Source organism: Acidovorax sp. FG60 (assembly GCF_057808995.1).
In genome coordinates this window covers 155,175-169,967 of sequence record NZ_JBMDJC010000007.1, presented here as the reverse complement: position 1 = coordinate 169,967, position 14,793 = coordinate 155,175, and the positions used below count along the sequence as shown (strand labels likewise).

The following is a 14,793-nucleotide window of genomic DNA, read 5'->3' as shown; positions in this document are numbered from 1 at the left end:
CCTGTAGAGACATGCCGATGCGTACGGCCTGGATCTCTGGAGGTGCCGGGCTACCCGCTATGCGCTCTCGCGCTCCATGATCGAAAAGCCGATATCCACCACCGGCTCTGCCACGGTCTTTCCCTCCGCGCGGTCGGCAATGAAGCCTGCCGCCGTCTGGCCCATGCGCGTGCCGTCGATGCGCACGGTCGTGAGGCTGGGGATCACGGTCTGGGCGAACTCGATGTCTCCGAAACCGACGACGGCCAACTGGTCGGGGACCGCCATGGCGCGCGCCCGCGCCTCGGTGAGGACCCCCAAGGCCAGCATGTCGGAGCTGCAGAACACGGCATCGATGTCTGGCTGGGCGGCCAGCAAGGCCGCCAGACCCGCACGCCCTTCGGTGTGGGAGGTGGGGGATTTCTCCAACTGCAGGGCGGGCTCTCGCAAGCCCAGTCGGCCCGCTTCGGCATAAAAGCCTTTTCGCCGCCGCGCGGCGCGCTCATCGTCGCCGCTGAGCAGCGCCAGCCGGCGCCGACCTTTGGCATGCAGGTGCTTGCACACGGCGGCGCCCAGTTGTTCGTGCGACAGCCCGACCAGCATGTCGATGGGGTTGGGGGTGAAGTCCCAGGTCTCCACCACAGGGATGCCAGAGGCCTGCAGCAGCCGCCGCCCTTGGGGCGAATGCATGATGCCAGTGAGCACAATGCCGTCGGGCCTGCGGCCCACGATGGCGCGCAGCAGTTCGTCTTCGCGCGAATGTGCATAGCCCACCTGGCCCAACATCACCTGGTAGCCGCGCAATTCCAGCGCGTCGGTGAGCGATTGGACCATCTCGCCGAACAGCTGCCCCGTGGTGGTGGGCACGAGGGCCGTGACCAGGTGGCTGCGCGCCGAGCGCAAGCCCCCCGCAATGAGGTTGGGCACATAGCCCAGGCTGGAGATGGCTGCCTGTACCCGAATGCGTGTGGGCTCGGACACCTGGCTGGGCGTGTTGATGGCGCGAGAGACGGTGATCATGGACACCCCCGCCTGCTCAGCCACTTCACGCAACGTCACCACCGGTCGGTTGCGAATAGGTTCCGGTGTCTCTGGCAGGGTGCTTGGGGGAGGGGGCGGCATCCGCCGAGTCTATCCACGAAGCGATGATTCCTCAGGACGGGCGCCTCGCTGTTGGTCAGAAACTGCCCAGCAGTCCATCCTATGGGGCGCCCGCCGAACCAGTCCTGCTAGATGGCGTACACGTTGATAACGATAGCCCCGGCAGCATGTCCAATCATTGACTGAAATTTGACCGAAATATCGGGCGTGCCAGCGCCGTTGCTCAACTTGTAGATTTCCTCTGTGCTGAATACCGGGATGCCAGGAACGAGCGTCACGTTGGTGAGGCGGTACTGGCCAGGTTGCAGGGTGTCGTAGTTGTTGGGGCTGTTTGCCAAAATGCCTGTCTGGCCAAAGCCGGTAGAGAGAGTGCTGGGCATGGTGCTTCCTTGAAAGTGAATAAGTAATGCGGAGACAGCAGTCAAATGCAATTGCATTGACTCTTGTGTACTGCAGGGCCTTTGAAAAAGAGGCCCTTGAGGATGACCTGCACAACTCCCTGCGGTCTGTGATGGCGCGGTCTCGGGCGGTCCACTGCATTGCTTTTCTTGTCAATAGCGCGGCTATTGGCAAGAAAAGACGCCTTGTGCCCCATCCCGATCCGCACGACCACCGCCTCGCAAGGGTTATGCAGGTCTTCCTCAACAGCACGACTTCAGAATATCGAGCGGGTTGGGTGTAAGCGATTACAGTCCATTACGCAGGCTGGAAATCCACGCGCGCGAGCGCAACCATCTGGACGGCGGCAAGCTGCGATGCTGTGTACACCCACCCGGGTGCGATGGGCCGCGAGCCTCTTTTTTTTTGCACAGTGGGCGCAGATGGCTTTGGCTGAGGGCCACAGGTTCAAAGAAGCGCGGTCCGCTGATACCGCTGCTACCGGTTCCGCCTTTTCGCTGATAAGCGAAGTAGGGCGTGTAGTTACCCAGCCTCAGGTAGATATGCCTTGAAAAGCTGCTCGTGCAAGGCTGCCGGGGAGGGCGTGACCTGCGGATTGCCGAGGTCATAGGGGTAGGCGGGCAGGGCGGTCAGCCCCAGGCGCAGAAACCATTGGCGGGTCTCGTCGAACGTTCCGCCGTAGCAACACTGGGTCAGGATGGCTCCCGCGATGTTCGCGGTTCCGCACACCGAGAACTGCGCTTCGTTGCTCAGTTGCACCACCACACTGTCGGCAATGGGTGTTGACGACGGCCCGCGCCAGTAGCCAAAGTAATTGCCTTCATCATCGGCCACCACAAAAGCAATATGGCGGCAGACCTCGGCGATGGCCCGAAGGTTCGCAGCAATCTCGGGGTCGGCCCGCTCGGCTTCGCTCAGGTCGCTGGTGTCCAACCAGGGGGCCCAGTCGGCCGCTGTGCCCATACAGACGCCGGTGCGGCGTTGCAGCTCTTCCTGGTGATGGAGAAGGGCTGCAAGGTCCTGTGGCAGAGGCTCGCCCTGCAATCTGAGAAGAGAGAACTGTGTTTGGATGCTCATGGGCTGGCTAGGCGGGTGGATGCCTAGCGTAACGCAGACTGCAGGCCAAACGCTCCGGGGCTTACAAGCGCTTTTCCCATCAATGGGTTGGTGGTCCTATGACTAAGGGTTTTCCATAGTCTTTAATGCGACTGTTAACGTTAACATTTGCCCATCCAGGCATTCAGAATGCGCCTGTTAATAAGGTGTTTGAGGCTTGAATCAGGGTTGATTGAATGAATAGCTGCTTGTATGACCTCTTACTTTTGGTGAGCGGATGTTCACGTTGGTGCCAGCTCGTCGTCAACCTGGGCACACCCCGGTTCACTTTCCCCAACCAAGGCCCCGTAGAAGGCCCTTCCACAACTGTTCAGGAGACCTCCCCATGTTCAAGAAACTGCTGCTGATTGCCAGTACCTGCACCATCGCTCTGGCTGCATCGGCCCAGACCGCCGCCACCCCCTGGCCCGAAAAACCAGTCACCGTCGTCGTGCCTTTTCCGGCAGGGGGCTCCACCGACATGGTGGCCCGCGCCATGGCGCAGCACATGGGCGACAAGCTGGGCCAGAACTTCGTGGTGGACAACCGCCCCGGTGCCACGGGCACGCTGGGGGCCGGTGCGGTGAAGCGCGCCGCACCCGACGGCTACACGCTGCTGGTGTCGTCGCTCGGTGCGTTTGTGGTGGCGCCGCACCTGCTCAAAAGCGTGCCGTACGACGCCCTCAAGGACTTTGACTACATCACCGTGCCCGTGCAGGCACCCAACGTGCTGGTGGCTGCCCCCAATCAGAAGGCGCGCACCGTGCAAGAGGTGATTGCCCAGCTCAAGGCCAATCCTGGCAAGGTGAGCTTTGCAAGCTCGGGCAACGGCTCGTCGGACCACCTCTCGGCCGAGGTCTTTTGGCAGCAGAGCGGCACCGAAGGCCTGCACATCCCTTACAAGGGCGGCGCACCGGCCATCAACGACCTGCTGGGCGGGCAGGTGGAGTTCTCGTTCCAGAACGTGAACGCCGTGCTGCAGCACATCCGGGCGGGCAAGCTGCACGCGATTGCCGTCACCGGCGACAAGCGCAGCCCCGTGCTGCCCGACGTGCCCACCTTGGCCGAGGCTGGCGTGGCCGGTGCCGAGGTCTACTCGTGGCAGGGCATGGCCGCGCCCAAGGGCCTGCCCGCCGCCGTGAAGAAGAAGCTTTCGGACGCAGCCATCGCCGCCATGAACGACCCCGCCGTGAAGAAGCGCATGCTCGACCAGGGCCTGGAGATCGTGGCCAGCACGCCCGAAGCCTTCACTGCCTACCAGGCGCGCGAATTCGCGCGCTGGAAGACCGTCATCGAAACCCGAAAAATCACTGCCGATTGAGCCTTGTCACGGGGCGCCTTTGCCCGCCCCATCTTCGTTTCCAGACCACCATGACCACCTCCTCCATCCCTTCCGTCGCCAGTACCCCCGTTGTCACCGAGCTGCGCGTGGTGCCCGTGGCGGGCCACGACAGCATGCTCATGAACCTGAGCGGCGCACACGGCCCCTTCTTCACGCGCAACCTGATCATCCTGCGCGACAGCGCGGGCAACACCGGGGTGGGTGAGGTGCCCGGCGGTGAGAAGATTCGCCAGACCATCGAGGACGCGCGATCGCTGATCATGGGCCGCCCCATCGGGCACCACAACGCCGTGCTCAACGCCATGCGCGCGCAGTTTGCCGACCGCGATGCAGGCGGACGCGGCCTGCAAACCTTTGACCTGCGCATCACCATCCACGCCGTCACGGCCGTGGAGTCCGCCTTCCTGGACCTGCTGGGCCAGCACCTGAACGTGCCCGTGGCCGCGCTGCTGGGCGACGGCGTGCAGCGCGAGGCGGTGCAGATGCTGGGATACCTGTTCTACGTGGGCGACCGCGAAAAGACCGACCTGGCCTACCGCACCGAGCCCGGTGCCGACAACGACTGGTTCCGCCTGCGCAACGAGAAGGCGATGTCGGCCGACGGCATCGTGCGCCTGGCCGAGGCGGCGTACGAGCGCTATGGCTTTGCCGACTTCAAGCTCAAGGGCGGCGTGCTGCGCGGCGAGGAAGAGGTCGAGGCCATCCGCGCGCTGCATGAGCGCTTTCCCGAAGCGCGCGTCACGCTGGACCCCAATGGCGGCTGGTTGCTGAAAGATGCGATTCGCCTCACGCGTGATCTGCACGGCGTGATGGCCTATGCCGAAGACCCCTGCGGTGCCGAAGGCGTGTTTTCGGGCCGCGAGGTGATGGTGGAATTTCGCCGCGCCACGGGCTTGCCCACCGCCACCAACATGGTGGCCACCGACTGGCGCGAAATGGCGCACAGCCTGGCCCTGCAGTCGGTGGACATCCCGCTGGCCGACCCGCACTTCTGGACCATGGCCGGGTCGGTCCGCGTGGCGCAGATGTGCCAGGCCTTCGGCCTGACCTGGGGTTCGCACTCGAACAACCATTTCGACGTCTCGCTGGCCATGTTCACCCACGTGGGCGCCGCCGCCCCTGGCCGCGTGACGGCGATTGATACGCACTGGATCTGGCAGGACGGTGAGCGGCTGACGAAGGAACCGTTCCAGATCAAGGACGGCTTCATCCAGCTGCCCAAGAAGCCCGGCCTGGGCGTGGAGCTGGACATGGACGAGGTCGAGCGTGCCCACCGCCTGTACTTGCAGCATGGCCTGGGCGCACGCGACGACGCAGTTGCCATGCAGTTCCTGATCCCAGGCTGGAAGTTCAACAACAAGGCGCCCTGCATGGTGCGCTGAGGGCTCTTGCGGTCTGGTCGCCGCCACCTTCGGATGCCGAGAGGATGCGCCAAAAACAAAGCCCTCCAGGTGAGAGCTTTGTACATGGGGCAGTGCGGGGCGATCACGCCATCCGGTCTTCGGCGCGACGCCGCGGCAGCTGGCGTTTGACGGACGGGCGCTGCAGCCGCTGCTTGGGGTCTGCACCCTCGGGCAGATCAGTGGCCCGCTGCAACTGCAGGTGGGCTACCAGGCCGCCGGTGCTGGAGTTGGCCAGTGCAAAGATGCCGCCCATGCGCTGCACGGTTTTGTCCACGATGGAGAGCCCCAGCCCCGCGCCTGCCGCTGCGGTGCGCGCAGAGTCACCGCGAAAGAAGGGCTTGGTCAGATTCGACAACTGCTCGGGTGGCACGCCGGGGCCATGGTCGCGCAGTTTGACCAGCACCCAGTTCTCACGGCCTTTGGCGGCAATGTCCACGTTGGTGATACCGGTGTCCTCGGCCTTGCCGTAGCGCCGCGCGTTTTCGAGCAGGTTGGAGATCACGCGGGCCAGTTCCACTTCGTCGGCCAGCACGTTGAGGTCTTCGGGCACGGACATCGTGATCTGCAGTTCGCGATGGTCTTGCACGGCATAGACGCAGGACGACACCACGGCATGCAGGTTGACCGGTGTCAGCGTGACATGGTCCGGCCGAGCGTAGTCGAGGAACTTGTCGATCGTGGCGTCGAGCTGCACGATGTCTGCCACCATGTGCTCGCGGGCCACTTCATCGGTCACGCTCATCTCGGTTTCCAGCCGCAGGCGCGCCAGCGGCGTGCGCAGGTCGTGCGAAATGCCCGCCAGCATCACGGCGCGGTCCTGCTCCAGCTTGGCCAATTTTTGCGCCATGCGGTTGAAGCCGATGTTCACTTCGCGGATTTCGCTGGTCACCACTTCTTCGTCGAGGTGGCTCGCTGCGAAGTCGCCGTCCTTGACGCGGTTGGCCGCGTAGGAGAGTTGCTTGAGAGGCCGGTTGATCAGCCGCGCAATGGCCGCCGCACCGGCCAAGGACAACGCCCCTGCTGTGATCAGCCAGATCAGCCAGGTACGGCCGCCCGCCGGGCTGAAGCGCGAGCGGTCCATCAGCAGCCAGTTGGGGTCGCCATTGATGTTGAAGCCGACCCACAGGCCGGTTTCCCCATTCACGTTCTGCGCCACGATGGTGTCGGGCCCCAGGCGCTGGGTGAGTTCGTCGGTCAGGCGGTTGCCCAGGGCCGTGCCCTCCAGAAGCTCGAACTTGTCGCGCGGCTCGCGCGGCAGGATGCGCACGCCTTCCTGGTCGGCCATGGTCTTGATGAGCGACACACGAGCAATGGCGTCGGAATGCACCAGCGCTGCGCGGCTCAGGTTGACCAGGGATGCGATCTGCTGCGCGGTGTGCAGGGTGCGCGGCTCGAACTCCAGCGCCCGCAGGGTCTGCAGCCACGCCAGAATGCTCCCCACCAACAGCAGCGCCAGCAGGAAGAAAGTGCGCCAGAAGAGATTGAGGCCCACACGCGCCCGCTGCTCCCGGGCCTGTCGCAAGGACTCCAGGGGGGCGGGGCTGGTGGCGTCGGGGGAAGCGGTCACGGACTGCCGGACCGATGATGAAGATCTCGACCTCGAATTGCCGTCGGAATTGTGCATACAGGCAAGGAAAGAGGGGTCAGCTGGTTCCGTCCGGCACGAACACGTAGCCTACCCCCCACACGGTCTGGATGTAGCGCGGGGCGGCGGCATCCACCTCCACCAGCTTGCGCAGGCGCGAGACCTGCACGTCCAGGCTGCGGTCAAACGGCTCAAACTCGCGGCCACGGGCCAGCAGGGCCAGCTTTTCGCGCGAAAGGGGCTGGCGTGGGTGGCGCACCAGCGCCTTGAGCATGGCAAATTCGCCGGTGGTCAGGGGCAGTTCTTCGCCATTGCGCTGCAGTGCGCGGGTGCCCAGGTCGAAGGTAAAGGGACCAAAGGTCACGACCTCGTTGTCGCCCGAGGGGGCGCCAGGCGCTTCCTGTGCGGGGCGGCGGCGCAGCACAGCGTGGATGCGGGCCAACAGTTCGCGGGGGTTGAAGGGCTTGCCCAGGTAGTCGTCGGCGCCCACTTCCAGGCCCACGATGCGGTCCACGTCCTCGCCTTTGGCGGTGAGCATGATGATGGGGGTGCGGTCATTGGCGGCACGCAGGCGGCGGCAGATGGAAAGCCCGTCTTCGCCCGGCATCATCAGGTCAAGCACGATGATGTCCACGGTTTCGCGCAGCAGAAGGCGGTTAAGCGCCTTGCCGTCTTCGGCGACCATGACTTCAAAGCCTTCCTGCGTGAGGTAGCGGCGCAGCAGATCACGGATTCGTGCATCGTCGTCCACCACCAGAACTTTGTCGGTGCGATTGGTTGTTGTGGCCATCTTGATCCCAAGTCCAATTTGTAACAGAGCCGATTCTGACCACTTGGAACGCCGAAGTTCGGGTTTTGGGGCTGGGTTTGACCAACTGTTACAAGTTTTGCCCAGCTTCGCACGCGCGGTGGAGGGGCTTCATCGCAACGCATGGGCAGTGCGGTTAAGGTGGTGCCCCGCATGGCCCGGCCCCGGGCCGTGCACCGATATCAAGGACACCTTTGTGATGAAAATTACTACTAAATTGATAGCTGCTGGCGTTTTGATTGCTTGCGCTGGTGCCTCTTTTGCTCAAAATTCTCCCCCCCCCGAGCTGGGCAATGTCGTGCAGCTGTCGGCTACGGGCACGGTGGAGGTGCAGCAGGACCTGTTGGTGCTCAACCTTGCCACCAGCAAGGAGGCTGCCGACGCCGCCACAGTACAGACACAGCTCAAGCAGGCGCTGGACGCAGCCCTGGCCGAAGCCAAGCGCAACGCCCAGCCCGGACAGCTCGATGTGCGTACCGGCCCCTTCGGGCTGTACCCGCGTTATGGCAAGGACGGGAAGATCAACGGCTGGCAGGGTCGTGCCGAGCTGGTGCTGGAAGGCCGCGACTTCGCGCGCATCACGGCCACGGCCGGCAAGATCCAGACGCTGGCCATCAGCAATGTGGCTTTCGGCCTGTCGCGCGAGGCCCGGGCCAAGGTGGAGGGCGAAGCCCAGACCCAGGCCATCGAACAGTTCAAGGCACGCGCGGCCGAACTGGCCAAGGGTTTTGGCTTCAGCAACTACAGCCTGCGCGAGGTGGCGGTGAACAGCAATGAGATGGTGCCCGGGCCACGTCCGCGCATGATGGCCATGGAGGCCAAGGCGGGCTCGTTCTCTGATTCCGCCGTGCCGGTCGAAGCGGGCAAGGCCCAGGTCATCGTGAACGTGTCGGGTTCGGTGCAGATGCGCTGATTTTTTAGGAAATATTGGCCGCCAGCGCTTATCTGGTAAGCGCTGGCAGCTATCAGTTTTGCAGTTTACCGGGCGCCTGTGCTGGCATGCCACCAGCGATCAGACGCTCGCGCGTGCTTTCTCACTGCGCTGCCCAGCCGCCATCCATGTTCCATGCCACGCCACGCACATTGTTGGCGGCGGGGGAGCAGAAGAACACAGCCAGCTCGCCCAGTTCTTCGGGCGTGGTGAACTGCATGGACGGCTCTTTTTCGCCCAGCAGCAGCTTCTTGGCGTCTTCGTTCGACAGGCCGTGTTCGGCCGCCTTGGCATCCACCTGTTTTTGCACCAGGGGCGTCAGCACCCAGCCAGGGCAGATGGCGTTGCAGGTCACGCCGCTTGTGGCGTTCTCCAGCGCCGTCACCTTGGTCAGACCCACGATGCCGTGTTTGGCCGCCACGTACGCAGCCTTCTGTGCCGAGCCCACCAGGCCGTGCACCGATGCCACGTTGATGATGCGGCCCCAGTTGGCACTCTTCATGGCCGGCAGCGCCAGGCGCGATGTGTGAAAGGCGCTTGTGAGGTTGATGGCGATCACTGCATCCCAGCGCTCCACGGGGAAGTCTTCCACATTGGCCACGTGCTGGATGCCTGCGTTGTTCACCAGGATGTCCACGCGCCCGAACTGCGCGGCGCTGTACTTCATCATGTCCTCGATGTCGGCCACCCGGCTCATGTCTGCACCGTGGTAACCCACTTTGGCGCCAGCAGCTTCGCCAGCTGCCAGCACTTCGGCGCGGGGGCCATCCACATCGCCAAAGCCATTGAGCACGATGTTGGCACCCTGGCGGGCCAGCGCCTTGGCGATGCCAAGACCAATGCCACTGGTGGAGCCGGTGACGAGGGCGGTTTTGCCTTTCAGCATGTGAGTCTCTCCGAATGAATTACGATGCAACGCAAGAAAAAGTCGGCACGCATGAACGAACAATGGGTGCCGACGGCTCCTGCATTATCGAGCGCTGCCCCCGGATTTCGCACCCATGATTGAACCTACGCTGAACTACGTACTGTGCCCTGGCCCGGGGGCGCCTGTGGTGTCTTCCGGTAACTCCTCCGCATCTGCGGCTACACACCATCGCATGGCTTACTGGGAGTGGAATGCCACGGGCAACCCGGCGCATCCCCATGTGGTGGTCTGTGTGCATGGCCTCTCGCGCCAGGGGCGCGACTTCGACACCCTGGCCCGTGCGTTGAGCCAGCATGCCCGCGTGATCTGCCCCGACGTGGTCGGGCGCGGCCAGAGCGACTGGCTGGCTGACCCCATGGGCTATCAGATTCCCCAGTACGCCGCGGACATGCTGGCCATGCTGGCCCAGGTGCACCAGCAGGCACCCATCACCACCCTCGACTGGGTGGGCACCAGCATGGGGGGGCTCATTGGCATGGGCATTGCGGGCCAGCCGGGGCTGCCTTTGCCGGTGCCTGTGCGCAGGCTGGTACTCAACGACGTGGGCCCCGTCATCCAGTGGGAGGCCCTGCAGCGCATCGGCTTGTACCTGGGGCAACAGGCGCGGTTCGAGTCGCTCCAGCAGGCGGCCGACGCCATGTGGGCGATTTCCACCAGCTTTGGCCCCCATACACCCGAGCAGTGGCTGGACTTGTCGCGTGCCATGGTGCGCGCGTTGCCGGAATCTGCCGGTGGTGGCATCACGCTGCACTATGACCCGGCCATCGCGGTGCCGTTCAAAACACTCACGCAAGAGTCCGCAGTGGCTGGTGAGGCCATGCTGTGGCAACAGTATGACCACATCACGGCCCGCACCTTGCTGTTGCGAGGTGCACAGTCTGACCTGCTCTTTCGCGAAACCGCGCAGGCCATGGCGCAGCGCGGGCCCCGGGCACACGTGGTCGAATTTGAAGGCGTGGGGCATGCTCCCACGCTGGTGGCGGGCGATCAGGTGGCTGCGGTCACCGGCTTTTTGCTTTCGGCGGAAGGTGTTGTGGCCGGATGAAAACCTACCCTCCCGCACAGGCGTCCCACACCCCCCAGGCCGACGCTGTCCCCCAGCTCATTGCCGCTACCGCACACACCCTGCCTGAGCAGGTGAACGCGCTGGCGCGTGCGCGCGCGTTTGCCGAGCCCTTGATGGCTGGCGAAACGCTGGATTCCGGCGAAAACACGCTGGCCCACGCCGATGCCGTGGCTGCCATCCTCAAGGGCATTGGCGGCTCGGAGGCCATGCAGGCCGCCAGCTACCTGGTGCATGCGTGCATTCATCTGAACAAGCCTGAAGAGGTGATCGCCAAGGCCTTTGGTGCCAACTTTGCCGCGCTGGCGGTAGAGACCACCAAGCTCATGCGCGTGCAGCAGCAGGCCCGCACCGCAGAGCACCTGGAAGACCCCGCCGTGCAGACCGAGAACGTGCGCAAGATGCTGCTCGCCTTCTCGCGCGACCTGCGTGTGGTGATGCTGCGCTTGGCCTCGCGCCTGCAGACGCTGCGTTTTCATGCGGCCAGCAAGCGCCCCGTATCGCCCAGCCTGGCGCGCGAGTCGCTGCAGGTGTTTGCACCGCTGGCCAACCGCCTTGGTATCTGGCAGGTCAAGTGGGAGCTGGAGGACCTGTCCTTTCGCTTCCTGGAGCCTGACACCTACAAGGAAGTGGCCCGCCTGCTCGACGAAAAGCGGGGCGAGCGCGAGGTGTACATGGAGCAGCTGCGCGCGCGGCTTGAATCCGACCTGCGCGCACGCAGCATCAGCGCCAGCGTGCAGGGGCGCCCCAAGCACATCTACAGCATCGTCAAGAAGATGCGCGGCAAGTCGCTCAACTTTGACCAGGTGTTTGACATCCGCGCGCTGCGCGTGGTGGTGCCCACGGTGAAGGACTGCTACGCGGCCCTGAGCTGGGTGCACGAGCAGTTCAAGCCCATCGTGGAGGAGTTTGACGACTACATCGCCAAGCCCAAGCCCAATGGCTACCAGTCGCTGCACACCATCGTGCGCGACGACAACGGCAAGCCCATCGAGATCCAGATCCGTACCCAGGCCATGCACGACCATGCGGAGCACGGAGTGGCGGCGCATTGGGCCTACAAAGAGGCAGGCAGCAAGGGCTATGCAGGGGTTTCGGCCACCGGTGAATACGACGCCAAGATTGCGGTGCTGCGCCAGTTGCTGGCCTGGGAGCGCGATCTGTCGGGTGCCTTGCCCAACCGGGGCCTGTTTGAAGACCGCATCTATGTGCTGACCCCAGATGCTGCTGTGGTGGAGCTGCCCCAGGGCGCCACACCGGTGGACTTTGCGTATGCCGTGCACACGAGTGTCGGGCACCGTTGCCGGGGCGCCCGGGTGGACGGTGCGATGGTGCCGCTCAACACACCGCTGCAAAACGGACAGACGGTGGAGATATCCACCGTCAAGGAAGGCCGCCCCTCACGCGACTGGCTCAATGCTGAGCTGGGCTACCTCACCAGCAACCGCGCCAAAGCCAAGGTGCGAGCCTGGTTCAACGCCCAGGCCACGCACGAAACCGTGGCCCGTGGGCGTGAGGCGGTCGAAAAGCTGCTGCAGCGCGAGGGCAAGACTGCCATCAAGCTCGACGATCTGGCGGTGCAGCTGGGCTTCAAGTCCGCCGATGCCTTGTTCGAAGTGGTGGGCAAGGATGAATTCTCGCTGCGCAACATCGAAACGGTGCTGCGACCGCCCGAGCCGGTTTTGCAGCCCGACGACTATTTGTTGCTCAAGAAAACACGCACCAACGATGCCGCACCCAAGGGCGGTGTGCTGGTGGTGGGCATTGACTCGCTGATGACCCAGCTGGCCAAGTGCTGCAAGCCAGCCCCTCCGGACCTGATCCGTGGTTTTGTCACGCGGGGCAAGGGCGTGAGCGTGCACCGGGCCGACTGCAGCAACTTCCGCGAAATGGCTGCACGCAGCATTGAGCGGGTGATCGATGTGGAGTGGGGCTCCACCTCCAAATCGGCTGCACTGGCTGCCGTGTACCCCGTGGACGTCGCCGTGGAAGCCGCCGACCGCCAGGGCCTGCTGCGCGATATCTCCGAAGTCTTTGCGCGCGAGAAGACCAATGTGATCGGCGTGCAGACGCAGTCGGTGAAAGGCACGGCGTGGATGACCTTCACGGTGGAGGTTGCCGATTCGGGCCGGCTGAACAAGGTGTTGGGCATCGTGGCCGGCGTGCCCGGTGTGCGCTCCGCGCGCAGGCGCTGAGTAGCGGGTCCGTAGGCATGGAACAAGAACCACGAACATCTCTTTGCCGTTTGCTGTGCTGTTTTGAGCAAAGCACCCGATTTTTATGGCTATAATCGTGGTCTAAACAACGACAGGCGCGTAGCTCAGCTGGTTAGAGCACCACCTTGACATGGTGGGGGTCGTTGGTTCGAGTCCAATCGCGCCTACCAAGTTTTTTCCTGAAAGAAACCAGCTTTCAGACCACTGAAAAACTTGTGAAAACCTTGACCAGGTTTCAAAAAGCACAAAGCCACCTTTTTACAGGTGGCTTTTTCTTTGGTCGCGCTCGAATCAGTCCTCTTTTTTATGCGATGTCGGGCGTCGCGGTCGTTCATCGCCCTGGGGATACCGACGAACTTCTTTGTTGGCTCCTTGCACCCATTGGGTTCACCGAGGGTGACGGCGCCTGCGTGCCTGGCGGCAAATCACTGAATTGGTTTTTGTCTGACACGAAGACGCACGGGGTCGCGATAACTTTGGTGGCTTCAAAGAGAAGGGATGCCACCATGAACACCCCATCCAATTCTTCAAGTGTCCATCAGGGTTTTGTGGACACTGATCCTGAACTGGGTCTGTACGACATCCGGATCTTCTGGCTTGCTGCTCTCGCCGCCATCGTTGCGGTGCTTGCCGTGGCGTACTTCAAGATGGGCTATTGAGGAAGAATGCCCATGTTCCGGCATGGTTGCTACCGTGGAGAAATCCGGCGGGGCTTCTTGTGGGTGCATCGATAGCGCTGCCTTGGCTCAGGCCTTCAACGGGGGCTCTTGCTCGAGTGGTCTCGTCGGTGCTTCAGCCCCCTGTGCAGGCACACGCACTTGTGGAAGGCAGTCCGGGTATTCGCGTTGAATGAAGGTCACCAGTGCTTCGCGCACCCGGCACCGCAGGTCGAACGCTAGTCCGGATGATCGCGCGGAGACCAGCACGCGAATCTGGATGGTGCGCTCGGTCACATCGGTGAGCTGCAGCACGTTCACTCGCCTGTCCCACTCTGGTGCGGTTTCCAGCACCCGCTGCAATTCGGCCCGCAGCGGGTCCAGCGGCAGGCGGTAGTCGGCAAACAGGAAAACGGTTCCCAGGATTTCAGAGCTGGTGCGTGTCCAGTTTTGAAACGGGTTTTCTATAAACCACTGCAGCGGGATGATCAAGCGCCGCTCGTCCCAGATGCGCAGCACCACATAGGTGCTGGTGATTTCTTCTACCCGTCCCCATTCCCCTTCGACGATGAGCACATCGTCGATACGGATGGGCTGGGCCAGCGCGATCTGCAGGCCGGCGATCATGTTGCTGAAGACCGGGCGCGCTGCAATGCCCGCCACGATCCCCACCACCCCGGCCGACGCGAGCAAACTGGCGCCTACTTGCCGGGCCCCTGGAAAAGTCATGAGCATGAGTGCGAGGCCCGCCATCACCACACCCGTCATCGCCGTGCGCGACAGCACGCGTGCCTGGGTGGCGATGCGTCGGGCCGTGAGGTTGTCTTCCACATCTGCCGGGTGTTGGGCAATGACGCCATTGGCCAGGCCGCCAATCGCCGCAATCAGCAGCCAGCAGGCCGCGCCAATCACCGCCAGGCCGTTGAGATGGCGGATACCGCCGATGTACGGCAGATCATCGCTGGCGGCTTGCCACACCAGTTGCAGCGCGATCAACGGAAGCAGAATCCGCATGACCGGTATGCATGCCAGCACCACGGTATGCACCACTGGGAGGGGGGTTGTTGCGCGGCGCAGGATGATGGCGATCATCCGATGGGCGATGGCTGCCAAGGTCGTGGCAAACAAGGCCGCTACTGCTGTAGCGAGCCAGGGGGAGAGTTGCAAACTTTCGAGCATCGTGTGGAAAAGAGGGCAAACGCCCACTATCGCACCGGCAAACGTATTCAGCTGTCAGACGGTGCGCCGCATCGGTGGATGGGCTGGTGCAGGCCTGTGACGGCTGCG

13 protein-coding genes and 1 tRNA gene are annotated in these 14,793 nt (G+C 63.4%); 7 read left to right on the top strand and 7 right to left on the bottom strand.

The window, feature by feature from the left end:
* Positions 1 to 57 precede the first annotated feature (57 nt).
* From ACODS0_RS12565 to ACODS0_RS12555, 3 genes are all read right to left on the bottom strand, one after another.
* Positions 58 to 1,101, bottom strand: a complete 1,044-nt coding sequence (locus ACODS0_RS12565) for a LacI family DNA-binding transcriptional regulator (RefSeq protein WP_488835292.1) — start codon at positions 1,099 to 1,101, stop codon at positions 58 to 60.
* 107 nt (positions 1,102 to 1,208) lie between these two features.
* A complete protein-coding gene (locus tag ACODS0_RS12560) occupies positions 1,209 to 1,460 on the bottom strand; it encodes a hypothetical protein (protein ID WP_055393637.1) in 252 nt (83 codons plus the stop codon).
* 541 nt (positions 1,461 to 2,001) lie between these two features.
* Positions 2,002 to 2,556: a hypothetical protein gene (locus ACODS0_RS12555; RefSeq protein WP_488835290.1), complete on the bottom strand. Its 555-nt coding sequence runs from the start codon at positions 2,554 to 2,556 to the stop codon at positions 2,002 to 2,004.
* Positions 2,557 to 2,920: 364 nt separating this feature from the next.
* On the opposite strand from ACODS0_RS12555, the gene ACODS0_RS12550 reads away from it, so the two are divergent.
* Positions 2,921 to 3,895, top strand: coding sequence for a Bug family tripartite tricarboxylate transporter substrate binding protein (locus ACODS0_RS12550; protein WP_121506869.1), 975 nt, complete (start codon positions 2,921 to 2,923; stop codon positions 3,893 to 3,895).
* 50 nt (positions 3,896 to 3,945) lie between these two features.
* Positions 3,946 to 5,298 carry a glucarate dehydratase gene (gene gudD / locus ACODS0_RS12545; RefSeq protein WP_488835287.1) on the top strand — a complete coding sequence of 451 codons (1,353 nt, stop codon included), beginning with the start codon at positions 3,946 to 3,948 and terminating at the stop codon, positions 5,296 to 5,298.
* Positions 5,299 to 5,401: 103 nt separating this feature from the next.
* On the opposite strand, the gene ACODS0_RS12540 is transcribed toward gudD, so the two are convergent.
* Together ACODS0_RS12540 and ompR are read right to left on the bottom strand one after the other, a co-directional pair.
* Positions 5,402 to 6,943, bottom strand: coding sequence for an ATP-binding protein (locus tag ACODS0_RS12540; RefSeq protein ID WP_228894678.1), 1,542 nt, complete (start codon positions 6,941 to 6,943; stop codon positions 5,402 to 5,404).
* A gap of 19 nt (positions 6,944 to 6,962) precedes the next feature.
* A complete protein-coding gene (gene ompR, locus ACODS0_RS12535) occupies positions 6,963 to 7,694 on the bottom strand; it encodes an osmolarity response regulator transcription factor OmpR (RefSeq protein ID WP_010460834.1) in 732 nt (243 codons plus the stop codon).
* A gap of 217 nt (positions 7,695 to 7,911) precedes the next feature.
* Here ompR and ACODS0_RS12530 point away from each other — a divergent pair, with 217 nt between their 5' ends.
* Positions 7,912 to 8,625 carry an SIMPL domain-containing protein gene (locus ACODS0_RS12530; protein WP_488835284.1) on the top strand — a complete coding sequence of 238 codons (714 nt, stop codon included), beginning with the start codon at positions 7,912 to 7,914 and terminating at the stop codon, positions 8,623 to 8,625.
* A gap of 121 nt (positions 8,626 to 8,746) precedes the next feature.
* Here ACODS0_RS12530 and ACODS0_RS12525 read toward each other — a convergent pair whose 3' ends face one another.
* Positions 8,747 to 9,529 carry a 3-hydroxybutyrate dehydrogenase gene (locus tag ACODS0_RS12525; protein WP_121506865.1) on the bottom strand — a complete coding sequence of 261 codons (783 nt, stop codon included), beginning with the start codon at positions 9,527 to 9,529 and terminating at the stop codon, positions 8,747 to 8,749.
* Positions 9,530 to 9,644: 115 nt separating this feature from the next.
* On the opposite strand from ACODS0_RS12525, the gene ACODS0_RS12520 reads away from it, so the two are divergent.
* The 4 genes from ACODS0_RS12520 to ACODS0_RS12505 all read left to right on the top strand — a co-directional run bounded on the left by ACODS0_RS12520 (position 9,645) and on the right by ACODS0_RS12505 (position 13,509).
* On the top strand, positions 9,645 to 10,616 hold the full coding sequence (locus tag ACODS0_RS12520; RefSeq protein ID WP_488835282.1) for an alpha/beta fold hydrolase: 972 nt from the start codon (positions 9,645 to 9,647) through the stop codon (positions 10,614 to 10,616).
* Positions 10,613 to 12,829, top strand: a complete 2,217-nt coding sequence (locus ACODS0_RS12515) for a RelA/SpoT family protein (protein ID WP_431152623.1) — start codon at positions 10,613 to 10,615, stop codon at positions 12,827 to 12,829. Before ACODS0_RS12520 ends, ACODS0_RS12515 begins: the two co-directional genes overlap by 4 nt.
* A 114-nt stretch (positions 12,830 to 12,943) precedes the next feature.
* A tRNA-Val gene (locus ACODS0_RS12510) sits at positions 12,944 to 13,020 on the top strand.
* Positions 13,021 to 13,065: 45 nt separating this feature from the next.
* Positions 13,066 to 13,509 carry a hypothetical protein gene (locus ACODS0_RS12505; protein WP_488835280.1) on the top strand — a complete coding sequence of 148 codons (444 nt, stop codon included), beginning with the start codon at positions 13,066 to 13,068 and terminating at the stop codon, positions 13,507 to 13,509.
* Positions 13,510 to 13,596: 87 nt separating this feature from the next.
* Here the strand turns inward: ACODS0_RS12505 and ACODS0_RS12500 are convergent, their stop codons facing one another.
* Positions 13,597 to 14,685, bottom strand: coding sequence for a mechanosensitive ion channel family protein (locus ACODS0_RS12500; RefSeq protein ID WP_488835278.1), 1,089 nt, complete (start codon positions 14,683 to 14,685; stop codon positions 13,597 to 13,599).
* Positions 14,686 to 14,793 lie beyond the last annotated feature (108 nt).